This window comes from Ochrobactrum chromiisoli (genome assembly GCF_026241335.1).
Lineage (GTDB): Bacteria > Pseudomonadota > Alphaproteobacteria > Rhizobiales > Rhizobiaceae > Brucella > Brucella chromiisoli.
Genome location: NZ_JAPHAV010000014.1, coordinates 33405 through 58689, shown reverse-complemented (window position 1 = coordinate 58689; position 25285 = coordinate 33405). Strand labels below are relative to the sequence as shown.

The window sequence follows — 25285 nt, the reverse complement described above, 5'->3', positions numbered from 1 at the left end:
CTTTAACTGGCTGACTTCCGCCGTGCACGGATTGGCTTTGCGGGATTGCCGGCATAAACCATCCATGGTTCCATATCGCGGAAGCTGACCGCCCTTGCACCCAAAACAGCACCTTCACCCACTGTTACACCCGGTCCGACGAAAGCTTCGGCGGCAATCCATGCGCAAGCCCCAATCACAATGGGAGAGGCGGTCAGCGGAAAGCCGTGCTGATCGATGTTGTGTCCTGCTGTGCAAAGATGTGCGCGTTGCGAAACAATGGCATAGGGCGCAAGCGTGACGGGCGCAACATTGTAACAAAGTGCTCCCGGTCCAAGCGAGGAATGTGCATCCATCACCAGATTTTTAGGCCACCAGATGCGCGCGCTGCCGCGCACAATAGCTGTTTTGTGGATGGAGGCGCCAAAAGCGCGCAATATTGCCCCGCGCCAACGCCAGAGAAAAGAAGGCGTCCATGCTGCCAGCATAAGCCATGTCACCTGCCAGCAGAGGCGCTGCAAACGGTGGTTGAGCGTGAAAGTCGCTCCTCCCTCCATGGGGCGGGAAGATTCCTTGCGACCGCTTATCGTGATGTGGCTGTCTGATCGCGATGCAATGGACATTGATTTCATCCTTTACATGAATTGCGGAATTGTCGGAGTGTGTTGCAAAGCGGTTGGCAGGCTTACCGAGCGGTTGTGTATGCGGCAAAGCCATAAAACCGGAATGAGGAAGATCGCCATATGAATCCATACCGGAATAACCCAGTCTGTCTGATGTGAAATGGCATGCATAGCTGGCACAATGGACAGCATGTAGATCAATTGCCCCAGCATTTCGCCCGCCATTGCGGTTTCCCACAGCCGTCTCATGCCCCAGGCCAGAAGCAAAAATTTAAACGCACCAAAATACCAGAAGGATGCAAAGGCATCGACCAGGCCTGTTTCAGTGGTGCCGGTGAGTGGATTATAATCGCGGCTCGGTTTGGGCGTGTCGAACTGGAGCGCTTCTTTCAGTTTTGCGCCGACAAGCTGTGCGGGAACAAACGTAAAAATCACGCGGTTCCAGTGAAATTTGCCATAATCGAATTCAAGCCGCCGGTCGATTTCGTCGATGCGCTGCACCGCATTGCGCATTTCGAGACCACCACGCTCCAGCGTCTCGGTAAAGTTAGCCGCATAGTCGATCTGCATGATGTCATCGAGAACGAAGCCCGAGGCCGCACGCGTAATCTGGCGATAATCGCCCATGCTTGTCATCAAAAACGTACCTGCGAGAATCCCCAGCGCCATCAGAATGCGCGGCACGACCAGTCGATGGTAGAACCAGAAAGGCAGCAATATCATCAGCAGAAGCTGAATCGCTTCGGCGCGCTTGCCGGTTACAAGAATGCGGTCAAGATAGAAGATGAGATCGAAAATGATGATGGTGAGAGCAAGCCATGAAGGGCGGCGTGCAAAGCAAAGCAGGGCGATCGCAAGGCCATAGGGCATGAGCTGCGCAAAGAAGAGATAAACAACCGGCATACCCGTCATTTGCATTCCGATGGATATATCGCCGGGGAGGCGGCTTAACAGGAAATAGAAGACAGCCCCGAAGGCCGACAGCAGCACGGCCGCCCATATCAGCCGCCGCTCGCTAAAACTCATACGAAGCACCCCGATGGGGCGGTTGGTCATGCGCCAGCCCAGAGCCAGCATTAAAAGCGACAGTATGCCCATGAGCATGGTTTTGGCATAAGCGCCCGATGGCAAAAATGGATCGTACATTAGTGCCGGGATCTGCGGCAACAGGAAGCCGAAAGTCATCACACCTGCCAGAAACGGAAACTGATACATGCGTTCTGCTTTAAACAGCAGACCGCCTGCCAGAAACCATGCGACCAGCCCGACAAAAATCCATGTAAGCGATATGTTCATCCGCTGCTCCCGGAGAGCGCACAGAGATTGGAAGCATTGAACGAGGTCGCGTCCGCCACAAGGTCTGAAAGATAAATGCGGCCAGAGGCTAAGTACCAGCCAAGTTTTACATATTCTTTTGCGATAAGCTCCATATCAGCAGAGGTGGTCGGAAAACCGACTTGCCTGCCATCGCCGCCAACAGGGGCCGAGCTGAAATGCATTTGCGGGCAGACGGCGCGAAAACTCGCGATGGCCCGGCGCGAATGATACCAGTTTGTAACGATAAGGGCCTTTTTTGCGTGTATATCACGCATGACGCGTGCTGAATAAAAGGCATTCTGCCAGGTGCTTCCCGAACGGCATTCGATAAAAATCGCCGAAGGGTTCACGCCATCGCGCACCATGATCTGCTTGTTGAAAAGACAGTCACCATCGCCGGTGATCAGAATATAGGGAGAACGGCCTTCTTTCCAAAGTCTTGCTGCCTGTGCGGCGCGTGGCGGGCCATCGCCGCCGGGTACAACAATGACATCTGCCCGGCTGCCGTCATCCTGCAATGTCAGCAAAGGTTCTGCATAGAACATTGCAGCAAGCCCGAACAGAACGGCACAAGGAAAGACAATCAGCAGCATCATACCATACGCCGTTCCGGTTCATTGCTCTCAGCACCATGCCGGGCGGGCGTTTCTGCCCTCACACGCAAGAGGTTGCGCCGCTGCTCCTCCATCTTGATGATGATCATAAACTCATACGCCGCGAGAAGCCTGCAATAGAGATAACCCGGCTTTCCATCAAGAAATCCGCGCCGCACCAGGTACATATAAAGAAAGCGCAGTGAGGGCCGGAAAGGCATGTGATAAGAGAGCGATTTTAGGGCGCGCCGACGCCGTTCCGGCGTGCTTGATAATAAACCGCCCCAATCAATCTTGCGCTCAAGCAGGCGATTGGATGATAGATCAGCCTCTGCCGATGAATAGCGATTATGTTTGTCGTACCAGGCCTCAAGCCCCTTGTTAAAACTGTAGTGGATGAAATGGGCCTGTAACGCGCCTTCCGGGCCGCCGCTTGCGCGTGAATGCACCGAGCGCTCGAAACGCACACGATCCGGGCGCACCAAGCGCGTAATCCATGTTGGATAAAGACTTGCGTGCTTGATCCAGCGTCCCATGAACATGTTTTTGTAACGCGCCTTGAAAAAGACCTCTGGTCGCGTCGGATCGGATGCGATCGCCAGCATCTCGTCGCGTAAATCTATGGGTGTTATTTCGTCTGCATCGGGTGTGTAGACCCAACTATGTTTGAACTGGATTTCGGTAAGACCATACATGCGCTGCCGGTCTTCCGTGTCATAGCATCGTTGAAAAATCCGCGCGCCTGCGGCTTCTGCAATTTCCACTGTGCGGTCGTCACTGAATGAATCAAGCACGACAATATCATCGCACCAGTCAAGTGAGGCGAGACAAGCAGGCAGATTGGCCTCTTCGTTCAATGTCATGATGAGAACGGAAACACTCATGAAGTTGCCTCTGGGAAAGTGATGTTGGCTTTTGCTGGCGGCGCGGCTTCCACCGCAATGGGGCGTAGCGTTCTGTTGGTGCGAAGCACGAATGCACTATGCGCAATGGCTGGCAGAATGAGCGCTACGAGCATTGACCATGCCGGTATTTCAAAACGTATGGCTGCATAGGCTGCGGCACCGGCACAAAAGTTGAGCGCCATGATAGCCATTGCGCTCTGGCTGTCGGAAAAGCCGTTATCAAGAAGAAGGTGGTGCAGATGCTGCCGGTCTGGAGAAAACGGACTTCTGTGTGCCGCAAGCCGCCGCACGATGAGGCTGAGCGTATCGATGACCGGCACAATGACCACCCATATCAGGATCGGAAAGGCAGTGGCTGCGTGCATGTCGGAAAGGATGAGGATTATACCGGCAAGGGCCGCGCCCAGAAACGTGCTGCCGCCATCGCCCAGAAAGAGGCTGGCTTTTGCGCGCCATGGATGACGCATGTTGAAAACAAGGAAGCCGATACAGGCTGCCGAAAGCGCTAAGCTCTGCACCCCGATGCGGTTTTCCGTAATGCTGAAGCTGATCACGGCAAGCCAGAAAAAAGCAGCCGCACTTGCAGATCCTGCCAGGCCATCCACACCGTCGCTCATATTGACCGCATTGACGACACCAACCACAAAAGCAAGTACCAGAACCACGAAGAGTGGTCCTGTGAGAACCTGCGTCGCTACGGCGTCCATGACACCGGAAGAAAAGCCGAGATGGACTTGTGTCAGCCCAGCCATGCCGATCATCATGAAAGCGGCCAGCACCTGTATTGCAAGGCGGGGTGCAACAGGCAGGTTAAACTTGTCATCCAGCACGCCGGTTACAAGGATCAGAAAAAGGCCGGGCAGCAAGAAACTGGCATTGGCTGATCCCGTCATGGCGGGTGTCAGAAAAGCGGCCGCTGAAAATGACAGGAAAATCGCAATTCCGCCGCACAGCGGAACGTGACCGTCATGTGTTTTACGCGTGTTCGGGATATCGATGAGATGCCATTCGCGCGCTAACCCGCGAAATCCCAGACAGAATGCAACCGATAAAGCAAAAGCCAGAAGCGTGATCCAGAAAAGGCTGATCATGTTTCCTCCCAAGCACATGCAAAATTAACACGAAGTCAATTTTTAACGGCTCAGACGGGCACCGGCGACTTGGCTATAAAGTGCTGCCCATACTCCTTTCAGGTAAGGGTTAACACCAAGGGCCACATTTCCCATGGGCTGCAAATGTCTATTCTTGTGCCATGCAGTAAAGCGGCCTTCGCTGCTTTTGCGCCGTCCGGGGGGATAGAGTGTTTTGAAAACAAACCCACAGATCAGCATAAAGCCCTGTAACAGGAGCATGTCATGAGTGGACGCCGCCGGGGCATTCTCATGGCAGCCCTCGAACAATATGCAGGCCTGCTGTTTAACTTTCTGACGGTGATTGCTGTTTCCCGCTTTTTAGGTCCTGCGCAAACGGGTGCTGGTGTTGTGGGCCTGAGTATCGGCGCGATCGTCTTTTCTTTTCGCGAATTTGCCAGCCCCGAATTTCTTATCCGCATCGACAAGGTTCGGGATCACGACATCAGAACCTCGATGACTTTTTTGATGATGGTCACGCTTGTTTTGTCAGCGGGGCTTTATCTGGCGCGGGAATATCTTGCCGCGTTTTATCATGAGCCATCGCTTTTGCTTTTCCTTGACATCACAATCCTTGCCGCGCTGGTCGAAAGTCTGTCATTGCCTTTGGTGGCGCTGTTGCGCCGCGAAATGGCATTTGGAAGACTTGCCCGTATTCGCACTGCCGGATCAGGATTTGGCGCTGCCGTCACCATTGCGATGGCCGCTCTTGGCTTCGGGCATATGTGTTTTGCATTCGGCCTGCTGGCCAGCGCATTGACGACAACTGGTCTTGCCATGGCAATCTATCCGCCAAAACACCTGTTGCGTCCCTCCCTTGCAAGCATCCATACGGCGTGGCGTTTCGGCATTTATCTGGGTGGCAATGCGGGTTTGAACAAAATCTGCGAAACCTTCCCGCAGCTCATGCTTGGACGATTCATGCCGATCGCATCGGTTGGTATTTATAATCGCGCCAATACATTGAGCGGATTGCCGGATCGCATCTTTCTGTCCGCGGTGTTTACCGTGGCGTTTCCGATGCTTTCGGCACATGTGCGCGCAGGCGGCGATGTCAGCCGTGCCTATGTCCGCGCTTTGTCCTATATTTCTGTGGTCTATTGGCCCGCACAGGTTTTGCTCGCACTTCTGGCTTATCCGGCGGTGCAAATTATTCTGGGACCGGGCTGGACGGAAGCAGCGCTGATTGTTTCCATCACAAGTCTTGCAAGCCTGTTCTGGTTTCCGGTTATTCTGACATATCCGCTTCTGATGGCGCTTGGTGCCAATCGTGAAGCGTTTGTATCCAATCTCATCTCCAGATTGGTTGCGACAACAATTTTATGCCTCGCCGCATTCCATGGATTGTTGGCTGTGGCATTAAGCCAGTTCATCAGCCTGCCATTTCAGATGGTTGTTGCTGTTGTTTATGTGCGAAAACATGCGCCCTTTTCCTATCGTGTTCTGGGAAAAGAACTGATGAAAAGCGCACTGGTGACGATATTGGCCTTGTCTGGCCCGCTGCTTCTGGTCGCAATGGATGGGTTTAGTCTTGAAATGCACTGGTCAAGGGCGCTGGCTATGGGCGTCACTGCGCTCGCAAGCTGGTTTCTGGCATTGTTTGTGGCACGCCATCCTTTCAAGGAGGAAGTGGTGCCGGTTTTGCGCTGGCTGCTTGGAAGATTTGCAAGCCGTTTCAGCGCGTCAAGACACCTTTCTGAACCTGCAGAGTGAGCCGTTAATGAGCAATCTTCCAACGATTGATGTCGTCATACCAAGCTATAATTATGCACGTTACCTCACGGCATGCAGCAACAGCGTGTTGTCTCAAACCGGCGTTGATTTGCGACTCTTGATTATTGACAACGCATCCGAGGATGACAGTGCAGATTTGGCCCGCGATCTGGCGGCGCATGATACGCGGGTCGACCTGCTGTTGCGGTCAAAAAATGTCGGGCCGCATGCCTCCTTCAATGCTGGGATTGATTGGGCGCGGTCTGATTATTTCCTGATTTTGTGTGCAGATGATCTGCTTGTTCCCGGCGCGTTGGCGCGTGCAGTCTCTATGCTTGAGCAATATCCTGACATTCATCTCGCGCACGGCGCGATTGAGAAAATCTCGGAAAACGAGAAACCGCCGCACAGACTTCCACATATCGGCAAGGGAAACTGGAATATATGCTCAGGTGCCGATTTCATCACGTTCGCCTGTAAACATGCTTTTAATCCGGTTTATGGTCCAACGGCTGTGGTGCGAACGTCAGCGCAAAAAGAGGCTGGCTATTATCGCCCTAAACTCCCACACACAGATGATCTTGAAATGTGGTTGCGGCTGGCTTTGCTGGGTGGCGTGGCCTCAACTGACAGCGTGCAAGCCTATGTGCGTGTTCACTCCAAAAACCAGTCTGCAAATGTTGCAGGCATTATGCATTGGAACAATGAGTTTGAAGACGCTTTTCGCTCATTTTTTGAAAATGAGGGTATGACCTTCCCCCAGGCGGCGCGGAATTTTATGGCTGCTCGGGATTGCCTGACAAAGCGGGCTTATTGGTCGGCATTGTCCAGTCTGGTCAGGGGAGAGAAGGGGGCCGCATCGCTCATGGCTTGCGCGTTAAAACGTCATCCGTCGATGGCCGTTATGCCGCCTTTTGACTATCTGTTCCAGCGTCGGCAGCGACGTTCACAATTTGCACACCTGAAGCAGATCGACGCGTAACATCTCTTCCTGATCGGCCAGCTGCTCACGGTAAAGCTTCACACCGTCTTTGACCGTTTTTGCAAGCTCTTCCCTGCGGCTGAACATAGTATCGATCTGGGTGAGCAATGTCTGCGGATGAAAATTTTCAATGTGATGGCAGAACTCGCGTAAGCCCGTGTCAATCAAAAGCGCGTCGTTTTTGCGTGCATAGCCGATTGAAATTGCAGGCCTTCCCATAGTGAGCGCGCAAACGATATTGTGGTATCGGCTGGCCACGACGATGTCGGTTTTGGCAATCTGCTGCATCAGATCATGCAGCGAAGCGACCGGCTCAAAAATGACTTTCTGTGCAGTGGCTGGTGGAAGGCGCTGTAAAAGATCATGAACGGCCTGGAGATCGCCTTTGTCGCCGGTGAGTAAGCGCACCTGTCTCCCATCAAGCAAGAGTTCGCTGATCAGTTGGGTCATCTTGTTGAGATAGTGATCGTAAATCGCCTCCCCATCGCGGGCGTGTTTTTTCCAGCCCTTATAGGTCATGACGCCCAGCCCGAGGCGCTGGTCGGCATAGTTGCGCAATTCATCTTCCGGTGTCGGCAGCGAAAAAGCGATGTCGGCGCTGATACGGTCTTTACCGGTGTTCACACCCAGCGATTTCATGAAATCATAGGAAACCTGATCGCGATAGGACCGATAGGTTGCCATTTTGGATGCTCTGCGAAGGAACCATCGGCTCAAAGAATGTGTGACGGGACCAGCGCCGATTGAGACAAAAGCAAAGCGTGTGCCTGCAAGTTTTGCCGCGACAGACCAACGCAAAACCGCAAAAGGCCAGCCAAAGGGATTTTCGTTAAAGTCATCAAGGATACCCGTTCCGGGAACGATGATCAGATCCATGCCGCTCGCAAGTGAAATGGCTGCGAAAAATCCGCTCAGGCGGCGCGGCAGCTGTAACAGAGCTTTATTGAGCACCCGAAAGAACGCGTTGTCTGATGCAGGCTGGCCGACCGGAACAGCCTCAATCTGAAACTTTTCTTCAATAATGTCCGGTCTTGAGCAGATGCATATGAATTGCGCGCCGGGGCAGTTGCGGTTCAACAGCTGCAGCATCGCTTCAAGCGATCCGTCATTGCCGGTGTTGCCGGAGCCGAACTGACCGAAAAGACCTATTTTCATAAAAAGTGTCTCCAGCTTCCTTTTGAAATTAAGCCTGTATGCGATTTTGCGAAAACTGGCAGAAGGGTGAAGCCCATCCTCTTATGTATGAAGCGATGTACCCCTCATAGACACACTGCGTCATCGTGGAATTTCGCTACACTGTGAAGCGGTATATCAAACGCCCCCCGATATGCCGGAGTGAGGCTTCGAGGGATTTGTTCCCTCGAAGTCTTCAACCAGGGGCAAGGGTGACGATCGTGAAATGTGCTTACTTTGTCCGTCCCCATATCGGCGGGACATACTCGGTATTTACGCGACTGAGCGCGTCGCTCAGACAGGCGGGTGTTGAACTGCGCTGGCTGGCAGCAGGAAGTGCCGGAGAGACGATGAGTTTTCCTTCTGCCGATCAGGGCTTGAGTGATGCCTTGCGCAAAGGCGATGCGATAGACCGCATGGGCGTTCTTGATGAGGAAACCCGGGCCAGACGCATGATCGCTTTTTTGTGCGATAACAATTTCAAGGCTGTTTTTGTCAACGTCTTGTCCAGCCGCTTTGAAACCAATCTTGTGCGTTATCTACCAGACGATATTCTGCGCGTGATGATCGTGCATAATATTACGCCTGGTACTTATGCCGCCGCACGCGAAATCCGCGATCATGTTCATGCAACAGTGGGTGTATCCAGACGTTGCCGCGATGATCTGGTCAACCATTATGGTTTTGATCCTGCGCGAACGCTGGTAATTCCGCATGGGCTTAACAGGACGGTTCATAAGCCAAATCGCCTTATCCAAAGCGATCATTCCGAGCCATTGCGTTTGCTTTATCTCGGTCGCATTGAGGATAATTCAAAAGGGGTTTTCTGGTTGCCCCATATTCTGCGCGAACTCAAATGCGACACGTATCTGACAGTGGCAGGTGACGGTCCTGATCTTGCAGAGTTACGCCATCGGCTTAAGAGTTTTGGCGATAGGGTTCGCTTTACAGGCTGGGTTGCGCCATCCGATGTGCCAAGGCTTGCCAGCCAGCATGACGTGATGGTGATGCCATCGCGGTTTGAGGGTTTTGGACTTACGTTGATTGAAGCGATGAGCGAAGGCTGTCCCGCTGTCGTTTCGCACATCGCGGGTGTCACTGATGGTATCGTGACAGACGGAGAAGACGGATTTTTGTTTCCCGTTGGTAATTTTAGAGCTGCGGCGCGCCATATTGATCATCTCGCAGAGAACAGCGCGTTACGCGCCAGAATGGCAGAGGCCGCGCGCTTAAAAGTGGCGGACGCCTTCGACAATGATGTGGTGGGACGCACTTATGCCGGGCTTTTAGAAAATCTGGTGCAGAGGCCCCCAGCCATTGCACCCGCTTTACCGCTGTCACAATGGAAAATGCCCTCCGCATTGCATTCAAGCCTGCGCAGTCGACTGCCCAAGCCCGTCAAGAACTGGCTCAGGCAGATGAGAGAACGCCTGAACACCGCACGCCCAGCAGTTTAAAAAGGGAGAGGGTCATGAACCTTTTCACATCCCGGTTTCGCAATTCGCAATTGCTCAGAAGCAAGGCGCATGCCTTGATACCGGGCGGATGCCATACCTATGCCAAAGGGGATGACCAATATCCTGTGCTGGCACCGGGTTTTATCCAGCGGGGTTCCGGCTCCCATGTGTTCGACGTCGACGGCAATCAATATATCGAATACGGAATGGGAAATCGCGCTGTGGGTTTGGGCCATGCCTATCCGCGGGTGCTTCACGCTGTGCGGGATGCATTACAGGATGGTTGCAATTTCACGCGTCCAAGCGCCATTGAAATTGAATGTGCGGAAAGCTTTCTCGAACTGATTGAGGGAGCTGAGATGGTCAAGTTTTGCAAAGACGGATCGGATGCAACCTCCGCTGCCGTTCGATTGGCGCGTGCCTATACCGGGCGCGATATGATTGCCATTTGCTCTGATCATCCATTTTTCTCAACCGATGACTGGTTTATCGGTACAACCAAAATGAACGCAGGGATTCCGGCGTCTGTCTCTGCATTGACGACGACATTTCGCTATAATGACATAGCAAGTGTGCAGACTTTGTTTGAAAACTATCCGGGCATGATTGCAGCCCTTATTCTGGAGCCTGCACGCGCTGAGGAGCCGCAGAATAATTTTCTGCATGAAGCAAGACGCATCGCGCATGAAAATGGGGCTCTATTTATTCTCGACGAGATGATTACCGGCTTTCGCTGGCATATGCGCGGTGCTCAGAGGCTTTATGAAATTGAGCCGGACCTTTCGTGTTTCGGTAAGGCGCTGGGGAATGGATTTGCGATTTCCGCGCTCGCAGGCAAGGCGGAATATATGCGGCTTGGCGGGTTGACGCAGACGGATTATGCCCGCGTGTTTCTGCTTTCTACAACCCATGGTGCTGAAACCCATGCCATGGCGGCGGCTATTGCCACCATGAAGGTCTATCGCGATGAACCGGTGATCGACAGGCTTTATGAGCAGGGTACAAAGCTTATAGAAGGCGTCAATGCTGCAATTGCAAGCCACGGATTGCAAAATCATGTGCGCTTGCTTGGTCGGCCCTGTTGTCTCGCTTATGCTACGCTTGATCAAAATGGTCAGGCGTCACAAGCATTTCGTACATTGTTTCTTCAGGAAACGATCCGGCGTGGTGTTTTGATGCCGTCGCTGGTTGTCAGCTATACGCATAGCGATACGGATATTGCACGCACAGTGGAGGCGATTGATGGCGCGCTTGGGGTCTATGCGCGCGCGCTTCATGATGGTGTTGAGACCTATCTAACCGGTCGCCCGTCACAGGTGGTCTATCGCCGCTTTAACGAAGCATCATCCCACCCACCGGCCACGCGATGAGGTTTTGGCGGGCGGGTTTAATTTTAACCTTGCTGTTGTTCACAACAGGAGCCGCATGGGTTGAACCGGTTTTTCCAATCAGGGTGAGTTCGGACCATCATTATTTTGAGGATGCGCAAGGGCGGCCATTTTTATTACAGGGCGATGCGGCATGGTCGTTGATAGCCGAACTCAAGCGCGCCGATGTCACAATCTATTTGGCGGATCGCAGCAAGCGTGGGTTTAATGCCATTCTCGTCAATCTGATCGAACATCAGTTTTCCAGCAATCCGCCAGCCAATGCCTATGGCGAACTGCCGTTTAAAAATGAGACTTTCGGTGCACTTAACCCGGCATATTTCGATTATGCCGCATGGGTGATCGAACAGGCGCAAAAACGAGGACTGGTTGTCTTTCTGGCCCCTGCCTATCTTGGCGTGAATGGTGGGGATGAGGGGTGGTTTGCGCAGGCGGACGCCGCGGGACCTGAAAGAATGAAGTCCTATGGTGAAGCGATTGCGCGCCGGTTTGCGAAATTTTCCAATATTGTCTGGGTTCTGGGTGGCGATTTTGATGCGCCGGATCGCGCACTGGTGTCTGAGCTTGCCGAAGGCATTGCTGCTATTTTACCCGATGCGCTGCAAACCGTTCATTCCGCGCGGGAGAGTGATACCGGTGAATTATGGGCTGATGAGCGCTGGTTGACGATCGATACGGTTTATACCTATGACGATGTTCATAAGACAGTGTTGGCGCGCAGCAAAGCAGGAAAGATGCCGGTGGTTCTGCTTGAAGCGGCTTATGAGAATGAGCGGGAAACCACAGCCCGCATGATCCGTCGCAATGCCTACGGCGCTGTTCTTGGCGGCGCAGCCGGGCAGTTTTTCGGCAACAATCCGATTTGGCATTTTTCGGGACCGGGTGTTTTTGCGTCCGATCAGCCCTGGCAAGATGCTCTGGACAGCCCCGGTGCGCGGTCGATTGCCGTGATGAAAGCACTTTTTGACAAGATGCCATGGTCACAATTGCAAGCAGACCATCATCAGAGCATTACCCTTTCAGACGGCAGCTATGCCGCTGCTTTGCCCGATCACAGCCTTGCCGTGATTTATGGTGACGCTGGCAATTTCAGGGTGAAGCGAAGCGCGTTTGCCAAGGATGCAGAGGCCATGTGGGTCGATCCCGTCTCGGGTCAGTTTTTGCCTGCCAGCGATCCCGAAATGGATGGAGATGCAAGCGTCTATCCGGCGCCGCAACAGCGCAGGGATGGCCGTGAAAGCGACTGGATTTTGCTCATCGGCAGCCCTGAACAGTTGCAGCTCATCCATAAGGCGTAGTCAGCACGCCTTTTAGCTTCTTTTATCGACGCTTGTCCGAAGCAAACATGCCATCGGTCAACTCGCCGCTCCTGTGTGCACCCGCTAACCTATGTCAATAAACAAGGTGAGGGATTGGTTATGAAGGTACTTGTTACAGGGCATCAGGGCTATATCGGGTCGGTCATGGTGCCGACGCTGATCAATGCGGGCCATCAGGTTTCAGGCTATGACATCGGCTTTTATCAGCATTGTCTTTTTGAAGAGGGCGGCTCTGTCTTCAATGTACCAACCACTCGGAAAGATGTACGCGATGTGTCGCCGCGTGATCTTGAAGGCTTTGATGCGGTGATTCATCTTGCCGCTTTGTCCAATGATCCACTCGGCAATCTCAATGAAAACCTGACTTATGATATCAACCACCATGCCAGTGTGGCGATGGCGAAAGCCGCGAAAGCAGCTGGCGTCGGCAGGTTTTTGTTTGCGTCCTCGTGCAGCAACTATGGCATCAGTGATGCAGATCTCATCGATGAATCCGGTGAGTTGAAGCCTGTCACAGCCTATGGTCGCTCAAAAGTAAGAGCTGAACAGGAAATAGCCGAATTGGCAGATTCCAATTTCTGCCCGGTCTATTTGAGACCTGCAACCGCCTATGGCGTCTCTGCGTTTTTGCGCTTTGATATTGTGCTCAATAATCTCGTTGCCTGGGCCGTGACCAAAGGGTTGATCTATCTTAAATCCGATGGAACGCCGTGGCGCCCCATTGTGCATATCCGGGATATTTCCCGCGCCTTTAACGCCGCCATGCTGGCACCACGTGAAAAAGTGTTCAATGAAGCCTTTAATGTCGGCTCCACCGAACACAATTATCGCATCCGCGATATTGCCAGCATCGTTGCCGCGACTGTTCCTGATTGCCGGATTGAATATGCCGATGATGCAGGCCCGGACACGCGCTCCTACCGGGTTAGTTTTGAAAAGCTGGCACGGGTCTTGCCGGAGGCAAAGCCACAATGGGATGCCGCAGCCGGTGCGCGTGAGCTGCTCGCCGCTTACAGCCGTTCATCGCTGACGCTTGAGGAGTTTGAGGGGCCGCGTTTTCAGCGCATCGCTCATATTCGCAAGCTGATTGCTGAAGGCACACTCGATGCCAGTCTGCGCCGTCTCGATGAGCAGCCGCAACCACTTAGGATATCCGCATAATGGATAATGGGCTGGGTCTTCAACAGCAGGGTGCAAGGATCTATGCGCTGGCAAAGCGGCTCTATCCGATATGCCGCAGTCTCACGGGTGATGGTGTGCGCGAGACGCTTGCCATTATCGGTGAGCATTTGCCGTTGAAAATCCATGAGATTCCAACGGGAACACAGCTCTATGACTGGCAGGCACCGCAGGAATGGGTGATCCGCGAAGCTTACATCATGGATGCTGCGGGCAATCGAATTGTCGATTTTGCCCGACACAATCTGCATGTGGTGAATTTCAGCGTGCCGGTGCGGACGAAATTGCCGCTCGCTGCACTCAAAGAGCACATTCATACATTGCCGGATCAGCCCGATCTCATACCGTACCGGACTTGCTATCACACGGAGGCATGGGGTTTTTGTATGGCGCATCATGCGCTGATGCAGATGAAAGACGGGCTCTATGATGTGGTGATCGATGCGGAGCGTCGCGACGGCTTTCTGACTTTTGGTGAACATATTCATCATGGTGAAACAGAAGAGGTCTTCCTGCTTTCAGGGCATCTCTGTCATCCATCCCTTGCCAATGATAATTGTTCAGGTCTGGCGCTTCTTACCGCTTTGGGACAAGCCCTTAAGCAGCGCAAAACCCGGTACACTTACAAGCTTTTATTTGGCCCTGCCACGTTTGGAGCACTTGCCTGGCTAAAGCAGAACGAAGAGCATCTGGCACTTATAAAACACGGCCTTGTCTTATCCTGCGTCGGTGATAATGGCGGGCCCCATTACAAGCGGAGCCGGCGTGGTGATGCGCAAATTGATCGTATCATGGCGCAGGTTCTTGAAAGTTCAGAGCTTGTGGGCGCAAAGCTGCATGATTTCTGGCCTTATGGTTATGACGAACGCCAGTTCTGCTCGCCGGGATTTAATCTGCCGGTTGGCCTGTTTCAGCGCAGTCTTTACGGCGCTTTTCCGCAATATCATACCTCGGCGGACAATCTCGACTTTATCAGGCCGGAATATTTGGAGCAGTCTTATAATTTTATTATGATGGCGATCGAGATTGCCGAGCGCAACTGGACGCCGATCAATACATCGCCCAAGGGCGAGCCACAACTTGGTCGCCGCGGGCTTTATGCCAATACGGGTGGGGATCACAATGCTGCCGCACGCGCCATGGCGCTGTTATGGGTGCTTAATCTGGCGGATGGAGGTCATTCGATCCTGGACATGGCAGAGCGTGTTGGTTTGCCATTTGCGCAGCTTGCAGATGCGGCGGACAGACTTAAAGATGCGGGATTGCTGATTTCAGCCTAAAGATGCGGCCAGGATTTGTCTTTTTCAGACATGACGCTGGGCGCAGCTGGCCATGAAATTCCCAGCGCAGGATCGTCGTAGCGCAAACCGGTTGCAAAATCAGGCGCATAGGGCTGTGAGATCATATAACGCAGAAGCACGTCGTCGGTGAGTGTTTGAAAGCCGTGGGCACAACCCGCAGGAATATAAAGCTGCACGCCATTGCCCACTGAGAGCTCCATTCCCGTCCAGCGCCGATAGGTTGGGGATTGCGGTCTTAAATCCACCAGAACATCCCAGATCACGCCTTGCAGACATGTGACGAGCTTGGTCTCTGCATAAGGTTCATTCTGATAGTGAAGGCCGCGCAACGTTCCCTTTTCGCGGGAGAAGGAAAGGCTGTGTTGTGGAAAATGGATTTCCAGTTTCCGCTTGGCAAATTCAGCCTCACAAAACACGCGCGCGAACCAGCCCCGCTCGTCTTCAACCCTTTCGGGTTCAATCGACCATGCACCATCAATGTTGAGGGGGGTAAATCGCATGTGTAGCCTCACTTGCTGAACGCGCTCATTCTGACAGTTTCAAGCCTGCGAGATAGTATCGTTTTTGGCTCTGCCGAATGGCCTTAGGTTAGCGGCAAATGCTCCCAAAGGCTTAGGCGCATACCCCACTTCCGACATAGGGAGAAGACAGGGGATCGCTCATACTCATTCGACAGGTGATGGGGGCGCCCGATCGTATATATGGGTCGCCCCTGTTGACAGTCTCGGAAAGTTTAAGGGCACTGGATAGTTTTACACATCCGGCATGGATCGGATTTCAGACCAACATACCCAACCAGGGGCCGGGCAGGACGAGGTGTATCATATGACCATCCAGACGCCGGGCATATTGCGGAGTGCAGGCATGGCCAAGGAACAGGCAGGCTGTCGTTTGTGCGGAACGCTGCTCAAACACACATTTGTCGATCTTGGTATGTCGCCGCCATGTGAGAGTTTCATCACTGCGGACCAGCTTGATCATATGGAGCCTTATTATCCGCTGAAAGCCTATGTGTGCGACCATTGTTATCTGGTGCAGTTAAAAGAATATTTTAGTCCGGCGGAGATTTTCACCGAATATGCCTATTTCTCGTCTTTTGCCACGAGCTGGGTTAATCACGCGAAAATCTACTGCGATGAAATTACTGAAAAACTTGGCCTCAACAGCAACAGTTTCGTTGTGGAGATTGCAAGCAATGATGGCTATCTGCTGCAGCATTTTTTACCCAAAGCCATTCCGATTTTAGGCATCGAGCCTGCGGCCAATGTGGCCAAAGCGGCCGTCTCAAAAGGCGTGCCGACGCGGGTGGATTTCTTTGGCTCCGCTCTTGCTTCGCGTATGGTCAGTGAGGGCGATAAGGCCGATCTGATCATCGGTAACAATGTGCTGGCACAGGTGCCGGACCTGAATGATTTCGTGCGTGGAATGCAGCTTCTGCTCAAACCTGAAGGTGTGATCACGCTAGAGTTCCCGCATCTCACCAATCTGATCGAATACAACCAGTTTGATACGATTTATCACGAGCATTTCTCGTATTTTTCGCTGCTGACCATCCGCTATATGGCGCACCGCCATCATCTCAAGGTGATCGACGTGGATGAATTGCCAACACATGGTGGATCGTTGCGCGTTTATCTCGCCCATAATACCAGCAAGCGAAAGGCCGGTCCGCGTGTTGCAGCCCTTTTAAAACGCGAGCTTTCCTTTGGCATCAACGAGATTTCTACCTACGAACAGTTTGCGGAAAAGACGCGGCGGACAAAGCGGGATCTGCTGTCCTTCCTGATTGCAGCCAAAAATTCGGGCAAACGTATCTGCGGCTATGGCGCGCCGGGTAAGGGCAATACATTGCTCAATTATTGCGGGATCGGTACCGATTTTCTCGATTTTACAGTGGATCGCAACCCTTACAAACATGGCCGCTTCACGCCGGGTATGCATATCCCGATTTACGACACCGCGATGATCGACAGCTATAAGCCTGATTACATTCTGATCCTGCCATGGAACTTCAAAGACGAGATTATCCGCCAGATGCAGCACGTGGTTGAGTGGGGCAGCAAGTTCATCATTCCGATCCCGCATGTCACGCTGATTGATCCGGCATTATTTTCAGAGGAGCGCTAAGTCATGAAAGTCGTTCTGTTCTGTGGCGGTCTTGGCACCAGAATACGGGAGTATTCCGAAAATATTCCCAAGCCGATGATCCCACTTGGTCACCAGCCGATCCTTCATCACGTCATGGAATATTACTCGGATTATGGTCACAATGATTTCGTGTTGTGCCTTGGCTATAAAGCGAATGTGGTGAAAGATTTCTTCCTCAACATCCGGCCGCAGACATTCGCTGATTGCGTGGTGTCGGATGGTGGGCGCAATGTGCGTTTGCTTGAAGAAGTTGACCGTGACTGGAGCGTCACGCTGCTTGATACAGGGATATGGCGCAATATCGGAGAACGCTTGTGGAGTGCGCGGTCTCATGTTGAGCGCGAGGACATTTTTCTTGCCAATTACAGCGATGGCCTCAGTGATGTCGATCTTGATGATATGACTGAGCGCTTTCGCAACAGCGGGAAAATTGCCTGCTTTCTGGCCGTCCGCCCACCTCTAACCTATCATCTTGCGGATATCGCAGCGGGTGGCGATGTGCGGGCTTTCAGGACGTCCAACACCTCCGACATCTGGATCAATGGCGGCTATTTTCTGTTTCGCAAAGAGATCTTCGATTACATGCGCGAAGGAGAGGAACTGGTTCTTGAACCCTTCAGCCGTTTGATCGCTGATAACCAGCTTATGGCTTATAAATATGAAGGTTTCTGGCGTTCCATGGATACATTGCGCGACTGGCAGACGCTCGAAGATATGGTCGAAAAAGGCGATATGCCATGGAAGAAACATAAGACGGAACGGTGTGCAGCCAACATCGCGATAGCATTATGATCGATTTTGCCTCTCTCAAAAATCTCGGCAGGCCGCTTAACATTCTCTGTCTTGGCGCGCATTCCGACGATATTGAGATTGGATGCGGCGGGACGCTTCTCAGCCTGATCGCAATGGGAATGGCGCTGCATATTGACTGGTGCGTGCTATCAGGCGGCGAGGAGCGGCGCATGGAAGCGCGTGAGTCAGCACGCGATTTTCTGTTGGGCGCGCATAGCAGCAATATTCATTTGGCGACGTTTGAAGACAGTTACTTTCCGGCACAAAGCAGAGGGATCAAGGAATGGCTGATCGCGCAGCGCGGCCGGGTCGAACCTGATATTGTCTTCACACATCACAGTCAGGATGCACATCAGGACCACCGCACCGTCCATGAACTCACCTGGAACATTTTCCGTGATCAACTGATCCTTGAATATGAAATTCCGAAATGGGATGGAGATTTGGGCCGCCCAAATACCTATGTTGCGCTTTCGGCCAGCGTTCTGGGGCGGAAAATCGAACTGCTGATGCACCATTTTGGAACCCAGCGTTCTAAAGACTGGTTCGACCCAGAAACATTCCGTGGGCTTGCCCGCCTGCGCGGCATGGAGTGCCGCGCGGCGGAAGCTTATGCAGAGGCATTTTACGCCTCCAAAATAAGAATTCTCTAAAACTTTTGGCGTTTAAGCCGTCTTGGCCAGGTGATGCAGGCTTTTGTTCCAACGTTCATAGGCTGTCGCCATGCGCGTGTCGTACTGGTTGCGCGCAAAGGCTGGCCCATTATAGCGCCGTGCAAAATTGCGCCAATCTTTCGCCTGCAAGGCTGTTTTCAATCCGGCTTTGTCGATGAAGTTCAGCATCAGTCCGATCTGTCCGCCAACAGAATTGCGTGCCTCGGCCACCAGTTCATCAACGCTGCCATAACCCAGCCATTCCCAATGCGCACCCATAACCTGGCCTAATCCCCATGAGGTGGATTCAAGCGCCGCTTTTTTATGGATAAACATAGCCCGCTCGAGCAGAAGCCAGCGCTCGCTTTGCGTTTTGGGATTGCGTACGCGCCCTGCTTCTGGCGATGACAATCCAGCCTTGCGTGCCTGATCACGCACGCGCCCCGAAAGTCTGCGATCAAAATAGTGACCTTCAAAGCGGATGGCCGGTTCTTGTACACCCTTGATGTGATAAAGTGCACGGCCGCCACTTTCTACTTCTGCCACTGCGAGAAGGGTTGCAGGCTCAATCCCTGCTTCTTGTGCCAGCGCAATGATTTCTGCGAAAGTATTTGTGTCAAACATCTGGTTTCTCCTGTGAAAATTACAGTGATCGATGCCAGATTGTCGCTGCCCCGGAGGGTCGGGGGATAAATAACTTGAATTTGCCGCGTTCGGGGACTAGTCCGGGATAAATTCAAAAGAGATAGAAACCATGAGCAATTTGCCCTTCACCGTTGCCGCCCTTTATTGCTTTGCACCGCTGCCGCAATATGAAAGCCTGCGTGAGCCGCTGGCTGAGCTTTGCTGCGCGAACGGGATCAAGGGGACGCTGCTGCTTGCTGCTGAAGGGATCAATGGCACGGTTGCTGGAAGTAAGCCTGCCATTGAGAAGCTGATTGCCTTTATTACCGCAATTCCCGCGCTTGCCAATCCTGAACTCAAGTATTCTCATGCCAGCGAAATGCCGTTTTACCGCATGAAAGTGCGGTTAAAGCGCGAGATTGTCACCATGGGTGTGGACGGCATTGATCCGCTAAAAAGCGTTGGCACTTATGTTGCGCCCAAGGACTGGAATGCGCTGATTGCCGATGACAACACTGTGGTTGTCGATACACGCAATGATTATGAATATGCCATTGGCACATTCGAAGGCGCGCTTGATCCAAACACCAAGACATTCCGCGAATTCCCGCAATGGGTGGAGCAGAACCGCGACAAGCTTGAAGGCAAGAAGATTGCCATGTTCTGCACCGGCGGCATTCGCTGTGAGAAGGCGACAGCTTTCGTCAAGGGGCTTGGCTTTGACGATGTGTTCCACCTCAAGGGCGGCATTCTGAAATATCTTGAAGAAGTGCCGCGCGAAGAAAGCATGTGGAATGGTGATTGTTTCGTGTTTGATGAACGCGTGGCAATTGGCCATGGTTTGACGGAAAGCGATATCGAGCTTTGCCGTGCCTGCCGCCGTCCAATCACCGCAGAAGACAAGCTTTCGCAGTTTTTTGAGGAAGGCATTTCCTGCGCTGGTTGCTATGACGAGCGCACGCCGGAAGACCGTGCACGTTTTGCGGAACGTGAAAAGCAGGTCCGGCTCGCCAAGCTTCGCGGTTCAAGCCACAAGCATATCGGGCGCTGATCAGCGCCCGTGGGTTCTGATGCCGCATCACGGCTGAGGGGCTGGCAAAACTCAATAACGCGCATTAATGTGACCGTGTTTTCGGAACGATTTGGATTCGTTGCGGAAATTTGGGCGGCTTTTGCATGGGCGCCCGTGTGAAAAGGGTCTGACGGCATCCGGGTCGCGTTTGCTTCCATCATACCCATCATCGCAAGTCAGAGCATTGAGTTTGACACTTGGTGCCTGAACAGGAACAGCGCTGGATGCTCCGGCGTATGATGGTGTTTGTCCGCAATCGGGGACAAAGTGGAGAACGCACATGAAAAAAATACTCGCTGCATTCCTCGTTGTATTCGCTGGAAGTATCGCATCGGTCGCGCAGGCAGCCGAGAAGGTTACCGTTTTTGCCGCCGCCAGCATGAAAGACGTGATTGAGGAAGCCGCCAAGCAGTTCAAGGCCAAGGATGGCACAGAGGTTGTTGCTTCCTTCGCTTCATCTTCGGTTCTGGCAAAGCAGATCGAGCAGGGCGCTCCGGCACAGATTTTCATTTCCGCCGATCTTGACTGGATGGATTATGTCGAAAAAGCTGACCTGATCGACAAAGCATCGCGCAAGGTGATTGCTGGCAATGCGCTGGTGATTGCAACGCAGAAGGACGATGCAAAGGGCGATGCGAAAGACCTTTTGGGCGCTGGTCGTTTTGCCATGGGCGATCCGTCCAATGTTCCGGCAGGCAAATATGGCAAGGCAGCCCTTGAAAAGCTCGGCATTTGGAATGACGTTGAAAAGAACGCCGTGTTCACGGAAAATGTGCGTGTTGCGCTGCAATATGTGAGCCGCGCCGAAGTGAAAGCGGCCATTGTCTATGCATCGGATCGTGCTGTGGTGCCTGATCTGGTTGAAGCCTATCGCTTTCCGGCCTCAAGCCATGCGCCGATCCTTTATCCGGCAGCACTGATCGCCAAGAATGAAAGTAATGCCGCCAAGGCATTCCTTGCGTTCCTTGAAAGCGATGCCGGTCAGGCGATCATCAGGGACAAGGGCTTTGTAGGCGCTAAAGAGGCGGCACAGTAATGATGGAAGGGCATGTCTGGCAGATTGTTGCTCTGTCGCTCCGGGTTGCCGGGATAGCTATTGTTGTGGCGCTGCCAGTCGCCTTTCTTGTTGCATGGATTCTTGCCCGGTTTAATTTTCCGGGCAAGTCGCTTGCGCAGGCCATCGTTACCATGCCGCTGGTGTTGCCGCCGGTGGTGACGGGTTATCTGCTTTTGATCCTGTTTGGATCGCGGGGTGCGCTTGGCGCACCCTTGCACGAATGGCTTGGCCTTTCCTTTTCTTTCCGCTGGACGGGGGCCGCCCTTGCTGCTGGCGTCATGGCATTTCCATTGCTTGTTCGCCCGATACGCCTTTCTATCGAAGGGCTGGATCGTGGGCTGGAAGAAGCGGCGCGCACGCTCGGAGCCAACAGGCTGACGGCTTTTTGTACGGTGATATTGCCGCCCTTGCTACCGGGTATTCTGGCCGGTGGTGTGTTGGGATTTGCCAAGGCATTGGGCGAGTTTGGCGCGACGATCACCTTTGTTTCCAACATTCCCGGCGAGACACAAACGCTTTCGCTGGCTATTTATTCCTTGTTGCAGACTCCAACGGGTGATGCAGAAGCGCTGCGCCTGATTGCGATTTCCGCAGCCATTTCGATTGGCGCGGTGGTGCTTTCTGAATGGTTGCAGCGCAAGCTCGCAGGAGACGCAAAATGAGCGGGCTTAGCGTTTCTGTCACTGGCCACAATGGTAAGTTTGCAGTTGAGGCCAATTTTTCAGCCGGTTGGGGCGTGACAGCACTTTTTGGTCATTCGGGCGCTGGCAAGACCACGCTGCTCAAGATGATTGCAGGTACATTACGCCCGGAAACCGGGCGGATCGCGATTGGCGATTTCGTGCTTTTCGAGGCCCAAAAGGGTATCAACCTGCCGCCCGAAAAGCGTCGTATCGGTTATGTTTTTCAGGAGGCACGGCTGTTTCCGCATATGAGTGTGAAGGGCAATCTCACTTATGCGCGCTGGGCTGGCCGCCGTGAAACCACCCGCAGCCTTGATGAGGTCGTCGCGCTTTTGGGCATTGATCACTTGCTCAATCGTCGTCCGGCAACCCTTTCAGGCGGTGAACGCCAGCGTGTGGCCATTGGCCGTGCGCTTTTGTCCGATCCTGCACTTTTGCTGCTCGACGAACCTCTGTCGTCGCTTGACCATGCCCGCAGGCAGGAAATATTGCCCTTTATTGAACGGCTTCGCGATGAAAGCCATGTGCCGATTGTCTATGTGAGTCATGAAATCGATGAGGTCGCCCGGCTTGCCGATGAGATCGTGCTGTTGTCGGCTGGCAAAGTGAAGGCCAGCGGCCCGGCTGCCGAGATTTTCCCGCTGATCGACCCGGAAGGCGACAGCAGTGGTGTGCTTCTCGAGGGTACTGTTGCAAATTACGATGCCAGATACGAGCTGGCCGAAATCAACCTAGATGGTGCAACATTTCAACTCGGTGATGCTGGCTTACGCGAAAATATGCATGTGCGGCTGCGGGTTCGTGCGCGGGATGTTTCCATCGCCCGTATTGTTCCAGATTCCATCAGTATTCGTAATATCCTGCCTGTTACCATCCGAAAAATTATTGGCGCTGACGGGCCGAATGCGCTGTTGGAACTGGATTTTCAAGGGCGACGTCTGGGGGCACGGCTGACGCGACGTTCGGTTGATGAGCTTGCGCTTCGGGAAGGGGAGCATGTCATCGCGCTGGTCAAAGCCGTCTCCGTGGATCGTGCCGCAATAAGAGAAAAATAAGGGTGACAATTTTCCTGTTTGCGTGATCCGTCTTTTATGCTCCTGTCTGAAAACAGCGTATCCCGAAAAGTGTGAAGCGGCTTTCGGATAAGATGTGCGTGAGAATAATAAGTGAAAGCGCCGATCTGATGAATTCAGATCGAAACACGCTCTAAACGGGAGCATGACATGACTGATTTGCAGAACTGGACCACCCGAGCGAAGCCGGAGCGCAAGGCGCTGGAGGGCCGCTATGTCAGGCTTGAGCCACTTGATGCACAAAAGCATGGTGACGAGCTTTTTGCGGCCTCGTCGGTTGAGGATGCGGATCAGCGCTTTACCTGGCTGTTCGAGGTTCCACCGGCAACGCGTGAGGCTTTTCAGCCCTGGCTTGAAAAGGCGTCGAGCAATGAAGATTCTTTGTTCTTCGCGGTTGTCGATAAAGCAACCGGCAAGGTCGCTGGTCGTCAGGCGCTGATGCGTATTGATCCGGTTCATGGTGTAATTGAGATTGGAAGTGTCTATTGGGGGCCGCTGATTTCACGCAAGCCGGCTGCAACGGAAGCACAGTTTCTGTTTATGCAGTATGTTTTCGATGAGCTTGGCTATCGCCGCTATGAGTGGAAATGCAACGATGAAAATGCGCCTTCCAAGCGTGCAGCGACACGTTTTGGTTTTACGTTTGAAGGCACGTTTCGCCAGCATATGGTCGTGAAGGGCAAAAACCGCGATACATCCTGGTTTTCCATCATCGATAGTGAATGGCCTGCATTAAAGAATGCCTATCAGGCATGGCTTGCGCCGGAAAATTTTGATAGTGACGGTCAGCAGATCAGAAAGTTAGAGGATTTTCGCATTGGTGGCTGAACCGAAGAAGAGCAATCCGGCAATCGCCGCAGCCGTCATTCTGGTCGGCTTCGGCGTTCTCGCTTATTTTGTGCCGACTATCATGTTGATGCTTGGCGAGCGTTCGCAGATTGCCGCCGTCATCTTTCCGATCGTCTTCGTGTTGAGCTTTTTCGCGATATTCTGGTTGCGCGCGCGCTATCAGAAGAAAATTAATAGCTCAAAGCAGCACTAAGCAGCAATGCGCCGGTCAAGGCGATAAACAGTGCTGCCGCAACTTCAATTCCAGCTTTCAGCCTGCCGGAAGCCGCATTGTGTCCCGCAATGCGCAGGGCTGTATTTTTGGCGGTGACGGCAAGGGTTGCGAGTGCTGCAACCGTTATAAATGTGCCAAAGGCCATTGCGAAGGTTGAGAGCAAGCCACCAAGCAAAATGCCATTCAAAAGCGAGAATGTGAGCACGATCAGTGCACCCGAGCAGGGGCGCAGACCGACGGACAGAATGGCGGACCATGCCGTTTTCCAGTTAAATTCGCCTTCTAGGGCTGATGGATCGGCAATATGGGCACTGCCGCAGTCTGCGCAGATATCGCCTTCGCCGATAAAGACGTGATCCGCCGTGGCATTGGCGGGTTTGTAGTTCAGCTTGACGGTGCTGCTTGTGGCTGCTGCGCGTGTGCTTTGCGAAACGCTGCCCTGCCATGCAGGACCACTGGCTATTGCAGTCTGAGGCGATGCCGCAAAAAGAGTGCTTGTCGGAGATGGTTCGGCGCTGTCGCGTTTCCGAAACAGAAGCGGCAGCTTGCGGATCAGAAGCCAGAGGCCAAAGAACAGCACCAGTGCAAAGCTCGCTATTTCCATATAGCGCGCCGTCTGGTTCATCGAAATTCCGGTGCCGCGCAGCAAAAGCCATGCAAGTCCCACCACAATAATCGCAACGATGGCCTGTAACATCGACGAGACGAAAGACAGCATGATACCGCGCCGCAGCGCCGTTTCATTGGCGATCATGTAAGATGAAATCACCGCCTTGCCGTGGCCGGGGCCGGCGGCATGGAAAATACCATAAATGAAGGAAAGGCCGATCAGCACCGATGCCTGCCATGGGTCTTCACGCATGGCTTTGAGCGCGGTTGTCATCGCGAGATAGAAGCTGCGCTGCTGTTCATTCATCCATAAAATGATATGCGCAAAAGGTCCGGTCGGTTTCATGGCGACTTCATTGGCACCGATGCCCAATGATGATTGTGCCAGAGCGTTGGCGGCGATCATCATAAGGCAGGCTGTGAGAATGAAACGGACCGAATTCTTCATAAGG

Annotated in this window: 25 protein-coding genes; 16 read left to right on the top strand and 9 right to left on the bottom strand. The window is 53.1% G+C overall.

The window, feature by feature from the left end; all coding sequences use genetic code 11:
- Window positions 1-2: 2 nt before the first annotated feature.
- From OPR82_RS18940 to OPR82_RS18920, 5 genes are read right to left on the bottom strand one after another with little or no spacing between them, the layout of a single operon-like run.
- Window positions 3-602, bottom strand: coding sequence for an LbetaH domain-containing protein (locus tag OPR82_RS18940; protein ID WP_265986448.1), 600 nt, complete (start codon window positions 600-602; stop codon window positions 3-5).
- A 12-nt stretch (window positions 603-614) separates the two neighbouring features.
- Window positions 615-1898 (bottom strand): hypothetical protein, encoded by a 1284-nt coding sequence (locus tag OPR82_RS18935; protein ID WP_265986447.1) that lies wholly within the window; start codon window positions 1896-1898, stop codon window positions 615-617.
- A complete protein-coding gene (locus tag OPR82_RS18930) occupies window positions 1895-2512 on the bottom strand; it encodes a YdcF family protein (RefSeq protein ID WP_265986468.1) in 618 nt (205 codons plus the stop codon). Before OPR82_RS18930 ends, OPR82_RS18935 begins: the two co-directional genes overlap by 4 nt.
- The gene (locus OPR82_RS18925; protein WP_265986446.1) at window positions 2512-3396 is read right to left on the bottom strand and encodes a glycosyltransferase family 2 protein; all 885 of its coding nucleotides are present in this window, start codon (window positions 3394-3396) and stop codon (window positions 2512-2514) included. Before OPR82_RS18925 ends, OPR82_RS18930 begins: the two co-directional genes overlap by 1 nt.
- Window positions 3393-4508, bottom strand: coding sequence for an MraY family glycosyltransferase (locus OPR82_RS18920; protein WP_265986445.1), 1116 nt, complete (start codon window positions 4506-4508; stop codon window positions 3393-3395). The genes OPR82_RS18925 and OPR82_RS18920 overlap by 4 nt, the downstream gene beginning before the upstream one ends.
- A 264-nt stretch (window positions 4509-4772) precedes the next feature.
- On the opposite strand from OPR82_RS18920, the gene OPR82_RS18915 reads away from it, so the two are divergent.
- Complete coding sequence (locus tag OPR82_RS18915; RefSeq protein ID WP_265986444.1) at window positions 4773-6260, top strand: oligosaccharide flippase family protein; 1488 nt, start codon at window positions 4773-4775, stop codon at window positions 6258-6260.
- A gap of 7 nt (window positions 6261-6267) precedes the next feature.
- Complete coding sequence (locus tag OPR82_RS18910) at window positions 6268-7242, top strand: glycosyltransferase family 2 protein (protein WP_265986443.1); 975 nt, start codon at window positions 6268-6270, stop codon at window positions 7240-7242.
- Here OPR82_RS18910 and OPR82_RS18905 read toward each other — a convergent pair.
- Complete coding sequence (locus tag OPR82_RS18905; protein ID WP_265986442.1) at window positions 7207-8397, bottom strand: polysaccharide pyruvyl transferase family protein; 1191 nt, start codon at window positions 8395-8397, stop codon at window positions 7207-7209. The genes OPR82_RS18910 and OPR82_RS18905 overlap by 36 nt on opposite strands.
- A 239-nt stretch (window positions 8398-8636) precedes the next feature.
- Between OPR82_RS18905 and OPR82_RS18900 the strand changes: the two genes are divergently transcribed.
- From OPR82_RS18900 to OPR82_RS18880, 5 genes are all read left to right on the top strand, one after another.
- Window positions 8637-9872, top strand: a complete 1236-nt coding sequence (locus OPR82_RS18900; RefSeq protein WP_265986467.1) for a glycosyltransferase family 4 protein — start codon at window positions 8637-8639, stop codon at window positions 9870-9872.
- A 14-nt stretch (window positions 9873-9886) separates the two neighbouring features.
- Window positions 9887-11242: a glutamate-1-semialdehyde 2,1-aminomutase gene (locus OPR82_RS18895; RefSeq protein ID WP_265986441.1), complete on the top strand. Its 1356-nt coding sequence runs from the start codon at window positions 9887-9889 to the stop codon at window positions 11240-11242.
- Window positions 11239-12558 carry an apiosidase-like domain-containing protein gene (locus OPR82_RS18890; protein WP_265986440.1) on the top strand — a complete coding sequence of 440 codons (1320 nt, stop codon included), beginning with the start codon at window positions 11239-11241 and terminating at the stop codon, window positions 12556-12558. Before OPR82_RS18895 ends, OPR82_RS18890 begins: the two co-directional genes overlap by 4 nt.
- A gap of 120 nt (window positions 12559-12678) precedes the next feature.
- Window positions 12679-13740: an NAD-dependent epimerase/dehydratase family protein gene (locus tag OPR82_RS18885; RefSeq protein WP_265986439.1), complete on the top strand. Its 1062-nt coding sequence runs from the start codon at window positions 12679-12681 to the stop codon at window positions 13738-13740.
- On the top strand, window positions 13740-15038 hold the full coding sequence (locus tag OPR82_RS18880) for a DUF4910 domain-containing protein (RefSeq protein WP_265986438.1): 1299 nt from the start codon (window positions 13740-13742) through the stop codon (window positions 15036-15038). The genes OPR82_RS18885 and OPR82_RS18880 overlap by 1 nt, the downstream gene beginning before the upstream one ends.
- On the opposite strand, the gene rfbC is transcribed toward OPR82_RS18880, so the two are convergent.
- Entirely contained in the window at window positions 15035-15559 is a 525-nt protein-coding gene (gene rfbC, locus OPR82_RS18875; RefSeq protein WP_265986437.1) for a dTDP-4-dehydrorhamnose 3,5-epimerase, read from the bottom strand. The two genes, OPR82_RS18880 and rfbC, sit on opposite strands and share 4 nt — an antisense overlap.
- A gap of 325 nt (window positions 15560-15884) precedes the next feature.
- On the opposite strand from rfbC, the gene OPR82_RS18870 reads away from it, so the two are divergent.
- From OPR82_RS18870 to OPR82_RS18860, 3 genes are read left to right on the top strand one after another with little or no spacing between them, the layout of a single operon-like run.
- On the top strand, window positions 15885-17186 hold the full coding sequence (locus OPR82_RS18870) for a class I SAM-dependent methyltransferase (RefSeq protein WP_265986436.1): 1302 nt from the start codon (window positions 15885-15887) through the stop codon (window positions 17184-17186).
- Between the two features lie 3 nt (window positions 17187-17189).
- Window positions 17190-17999: a sugar phosphate nucleotidyltransferase gene (locus OPR82_RS18865; protein WP_265986435.1), complete on the top strand. Its 810-nt coding sequence runs from the start codon at window positions 17190-17192 to the stop codon at window positions 17997-17999.
- Window positions 17996-18652 carry a PIG-L deacetylase family protein gene (locus OPR82_RS18860; protein WP_265986434.1) on the top strand — a complete coding sequence of 219 codons (657 nt, stop codon included), beginning with the start codon at window positions 17996-17998 and terminating at the stop codon, window positions 18650-18652. Before OPR82_RS18865 ends, OPR82_RS18860 begins: the two co-directional genes overlap by 4 nt.
- Before the next feature lie 12 nt (window positions 18653-18664).
- On the opposite strand, the gene OPR82_RS18855 is transcribed toward OPR82_RS18860, so the two are convergent.
- Entirely contained in the window at window positions 18665-19276 is a 612-nt protein-coding gene (locus OPR82_RS18855) for an N-acetylmuramidase family protein (protein WP_265986433.1), read from the bottom strand.
- Window positions 19277-19406: 130 nt separating this feature from the next.
- Between OPR82_RS18855 and trhO the strand changes: the two genes are divergently transcribed.
- From trhO to OPR82_RS18825, 6 genes are all read left to right on the top strand, one after another.
- Entirely contained in the window at window positions 19407-20327 is a 921-nt protein-coding gene (gene trhO, locus OPR82_RS18850; RefSeq protein WP_265986432.1) for an oxygen-dependent tRNA uridine(34) hydroxylase TrhO, read from the top strand.
- A gap of 301 nt (window positions 20328-20628) precedes the next feature.
- Entirely contained in the window at window positions 20629-21384 is a 756-nt protein-coding gene (modA, locus tag OPR82_RS18845; protein ID WP_265986431.1) for a molybdate ABC transporter substrate-binding protein, read from the top strand.
- Window positions 21384-22067 (top strand): molybdate ABC transporter permease subunit, encoded by a 684-nt coding sequence (modB, locus tag OPR82_RS18840; protein WP_265986430.1) that lies wholly within the window; start codon window positions 21384-21386, stop codon window positions 22065-22067. The genes modA and modB overlap by 1 nt, the downstream gene beginning before the upstream one ends.
- Entirely contained in the window at window positions 22064-23143 is a 1080-nt protein-coding gene (gene modC / locus OPR82_RS18835) for a molybdenum ABC transporter ATP-binding protein (RefSeq protein ID WP_265986429.1), read from the top strand. The genes modB and modC overlap by 4 nt, the downstream gene beginning before the upstream one ends.
- A gap of 168 nt (window positions 23144-23311) precedes the next feature.
- Window positions 23312-23989, top strand: a complete 678-nt coding sequence (locus tag OPR82_RS18830; RefSeq protein WP_265986428.1) for a GNAT family N-acetyltransferase — start codon at window positions 23312-23314, stop codon at window positions 23987-23989.
- Complete coding sequence (locus OPR82_RS18825; protein ID WP_265986427.1) at window positions 23982-24203, top strand: hypothetical protein; 222 nt, start codon at window positions 23982-23984, stop codon at window positions 24201-24203. Before OPR82_RS18830 ends, OPR82_RS18825 begins: the two co-directional genes overlap by 8 nt.
- Here OPR82_RS18825 and OPR82_RS18820 read toward each other — a convergent pair.
- A complete protein-coding gene (locus OPR82_RS18820; RefSeq protein ID WP_265986426.1) occupies window positions 24181-25281 on the bottom strand; it encodes a nickel/cobalt transporter in 1101 nt (366 codons plus the stop codon). The two genes, OPR82_RS18825 and OPR82_RS18820, sit on opposite strands and share 23 nt — an antisense overlap.
- Between the last annotated feature and the right edge of the window lie 4 nt (window positions 25282-25285).